Consider the following 3,576-nt stretch of genomic DNA (forward strand, 5'->3'; position numbering starts at 1 on the left):
CCCTCGCCGGGGTTGCGCTTGTTGCACGGCGTGTCGACGTCGTAGAAGTAATAGCACCGGGTGCGCTGGTTGAGGTTGCCGCCGTTGGTCGCGGCATTGCGCAACTGCGGCGAGGCGCCGGCCAGGATCGCGGAGGCCAGCAGCGGATAGCGCTCCTGTACGCGGCTGTCATAGGCAGTGTCGTTGTTGTTGACGAGCGCGCCCAGCCGCAGCCCGCCGCCGTCAAGCTCCTCAATCCGGTTCAAGGGCAAGCGGTTGATGTCGACCACCTGCAAGGGCCGTGCGACATTCTCCTTCATCAGGTCGACTAGGTTGGTGCCGCCGGCGAGATAGGCGGTGTGCGTGCCGGCACCTGCCTGCAGCGCCTCGGCGACTGCGGTCGGCCGCGCGTAATCGAAGCGGATCATTCGCTCTTCTCCGTGCCCAGCACCTCGAGCACGGCGTCGGCAATATTGGGATAAGCGCCGCAGCGGCAAAGGTTGCCGCTCATCTGCTCGCGCACATCCTCGCGGCTTTTCGCATGACCTTCGTTGATAAGGCCTTGCGCCGAGCAGATCTGGCCAGGCGTGCAATAGCCACATTGAAATGCGTCATGCTCGATGAAGGCGGCTTGCAGCGGGTGAAGGTCGCCGGGCTGACCCAGCCCCTCGATCGTCGTTACATCGTGCCCGTCGAGCGTGACCGCAAGCTTCAGGCACGAGTTCATCCGCTTCCCATCGATCAGTACGGTGCAGGCACCGCACTGGCCGTGGTCGCAGCCCTTCTTGCTGCCGGTGAGGTCGAGCGTGTCGCGCAGCAGGTCCAGCAAGGTGGTCCAAGGCGAGACATGAAGGTGCCGCGCTTCGCCATTCAGCGTGAACGCCAGCGGAATGCTCCCAATGGGTTCGGAGGCGACGCGGGCACCGGAGGCGCGATCGAGAGTGACGGCTTCGTTCATGCGGGAATGTCCTCGATGCGAGCTGTATTGGCTTCGACCACGCCATTCTCTCGGTGGCGAAAGGTGCTGAGTGCCTGGTAGACCTGCAACCTTGCGCGCATCACCGATCCAAGCGGGCGATGCGCTGCCAGGCTATGCGCCGGGCGGAAGGTCATGACTTCGTCGAAGTAGCGCACCCGCTCTGGCGAGTAGGCCTGCTGGCGTGGGAGACGGATGGTGGCGACGGCGCGGTACTGGCTGTCCTGCGCCGGCCACTCGACCGAGGCGTCCTCGATCGGCTGGGTCTTGGCATTGGCCCAGAGTTGCACGCGCAGTTCGAAGACGACGTCATGCTCATCGAAGAACGCCACCGCGGCGTGGCGGAAGCCGTCTTCGTCTTGATGGGGATCGAGCTGCCAGTTGCGCAGGCCATCCTGGTAGGTCGAGGCGGGGAACGCGGCGACCTTGGCCACGTAGTCGCCCCAGCGCAGCGGCGCCTGGCTGAAGTAGCTGTCGCCCAGCGGATGGCTGAACGGATGACCGAAGAAGTCCGCCAACGCGCTCGGCGATGCCACGGTGCCGAGCACTTTGTTGAGGTTGCGCGCCAGACTAGACACCGAGCTCTTAGCGGTCTCGGGCAAGCCGGTCGCCTTGCCGATCACCGTGCCGTCGCGCAGGAAACCCTTGGCGGTGCCGGAGGGGAAAGTCGGCCCGGTCGCCAGCACGAAGTCCTGCGTATCGGCGTCATGGCCGGGTAGCTTCTCGCCCTCGACGCCGAAGACCTTGATCGACATGCCGCGGTGGGTCGAGACGCGGTCGCCCAGCGTCTCGCCGGGACCTTGCGCGAACCGGACCGCGACATCGTAGCTGCCGCTGCGTGCGAACAGGCCCTGCGCCAGTTCGGGCGGAAGGTCGTCCGGGATCGTCAGCGTGCCGATGGCACAAGCGGTGCTCTTGGCGTGGCTGGCGCGCACGGCGTGGTGCTCGCGCTTTTCTACAGTTTCGGACTGCTGGGTCATGCCCTGGATGATGCCGTCGATCGTCGCCTGCTCGTCCTCGTCAGGCTGTTCGATGTCGGGGCTGTAGTGCAAGTAAGTCATGGGTCGCGTCTCGGGTGTAAATGCAGGGATCAGCGCGCGGGCGCGAAGGAGAACAGTTCCGTACGGATCGACGGCGGCGCTCCAGGCTTGAACCACATGGTGTCCTGGATGTGGCTGGCGGTGACGTAGATCTTTCCGTCCGGCCCTTCCGCGAAAGTATCGGGCCAGCGCAGCCGTGGGTCGGTCAGTACCGTCTCCAGCAAGCTGCCGCGTAGCCGCTTGATCGAGTAGTCGGTGGGCGAAGTGACGTAGAGCACGCCCGCCTTGCTCATCCATAAGCCATCGGCGACCTGGCTCTGCGCGACCGTCTTCACGGAGGACCGGCGCTGGGCATCCTCGACGTCGCGGGCCAGCAGCCGGGTGTCGATGGAGTAGAGCGTCTTGCCGGTCAGCGCTTGATAGTAGAGCGTCCGCCCGTCCTTGCTGATCGCAATGCCGTCGGCGGCGAACATCGGCTGACGCCCGTCGGGCCGGCGCAGCGGCTGGCCGTCAAGGGCGACGGCGACCGTCTTGTCGACTTGTGTCGAGAAATGCCCGTCAAGCGCGCGCCAGCTCTCGCCACTGTCCAGATCGACGACTATGATCGCTCCGCGCGTCCCGCTGTCGGTGATGTAGCCCATCTTGCCATCGGGCGAGAAGCGGATGTCGTTCAGGTATGTCCCCTGCAGCGCGACATCCTCCGGCACGGGGATGATATTGGTGACTTGGTTGGTCTTGAGGTCGATCTTCACCAGCTTGGGCGCGCCGGGTAGGATCTTTTCGTTGCCGGGCGCTCCGGGATCGACGATCCACAAGTTGCCCTGGCCGTCCGGCACGATCGACTGGACGCACACGAAGTGGTTTCCCACCGGCAGCTCATTCGCCTTGGCGTTGCGCCAGGCGTTCCAGTTGGCGTCAGGGTAGGGGCGCAACGAGCCGTCCTTCATCACCTCGGCGACCGAGATCGGCGCGTCGTCGGTCCAGCGCGGGAAGTTGACGAAGCGGCGACCGTCGACCGCTACCGCCACGCCTGTCGCCTGGTGTTCGAACTGCGCCACCTGGGTTAGCGGCGAGGCGGCACGCTGGGCGGAGGCGGCGGTGGCGCAAAGCGCGGCGAGGCTGGCGAAACCGGCCAGCAGGGCGCTCTTGGTCATGGGCATCCTCTCTTGGTTCAATGGTTCGATCGTCTGAGGCATCTGGTCGTGACGGTTGCATAACTCCTTGGATTGCAAAGAGTTGTCGGCAGATCAGTTTGACCTGCGAAAAAGAATTGCGCGCGCCTGCCGCCGCACAAGCCCGGCCGCGCCGCCGAAGACAAGATGAGAGGCATAGCCGTAGATCGTGGTTTTCAGATCCGCCTTCCATGGTGCCTTACCAAGACCAACCGCAAACACCGCTGCCTCGTCGAGCAGGGTCGCCGCAGCGATGCCGAAGGCGCCGCCGTAACCGGTCGTGACTGCTGGCCGGAACTTGGCCGCAACGGCATAGGCGGCTCCCAGTCCAAGCCCGGGGGCATAGTGGACGGCCTGACCCGCCAGGGGCTTGTCGGCGTCCGGAACCTCGGCACCCGTCGCCGCCCTG

At 65.2% G+C, this 3,576-nt stretch carries 5 protein-coding genes; all 5 read right to left on the reverse strand.

Annotated features, from left to right (window positions below):
- Window positions 1-407, reverse strand: a 407-nt coding sequence (locus QZ500_RS00470; RefSeq protein WP_295849544.1) for an FAD binding domain-containing protein, incomplete at its 3' end; no start/stop codon positions are given.
- Window positions 404-937: a 2Fe-2S iron-sulfur cluster-binding protein gene (locus tag QZ500_RS00475; protein ID WP_295849547.1), complete on the reverse strand. Its 534-nt coding sequence runs from the start codon at window positions 935-937 to the stop codon at window positions 404-406. The genes QZ500_RS00470 and QZ500_RS00475, both read right to left, overlap by 4 nt.
- Window positions 934-2,016 (reverse strand): catalase family protein, encoded by a 1,083-nt coding sequence (locus QZ500_RS00480; protein ID WP_295849549.1) that lies wholly within the window; start codon window positions 2,014-2,016, stop codon window positions 934-936. Before QZ500_RS00480 ends, QZ500_RS00475 begins: the two co-directional genes overlap by 4 nt.
- Before the next feature lie 29 nt (window positions 2,017-2,045).
- Window positions 2,046-3,149, reverse strand: a complete 1,104-nt coding sequence (locus QZ500_RS00485; RefSeq protein WP_295849550.1) for an L-dopachrome tautomerase-related protein — start codon at window positions 3,147-3,149, stop codon at window positions 2,046-2,048.
- A 93-nt stretch (window positions 3,150-3,242) separates the two neighbouring features.
- Window positions 3,243-3,576, reverse strand: a 334-nt coding sequence (locus QZ500_RS00490; protein ID WP_295849552.1) for a hypothetical protein, incomplete at its 5' end; no start/stop codon positions are given.

This window comes from uncultured Xylophilus sp., assembly GCA_913776965.1.
Taxonomy (GTDB): Bacteria; Pseudomonadota; Gammaproteobacteria; order Burkholderiales; family Burkholderiaceae_C; genus Xylophilus.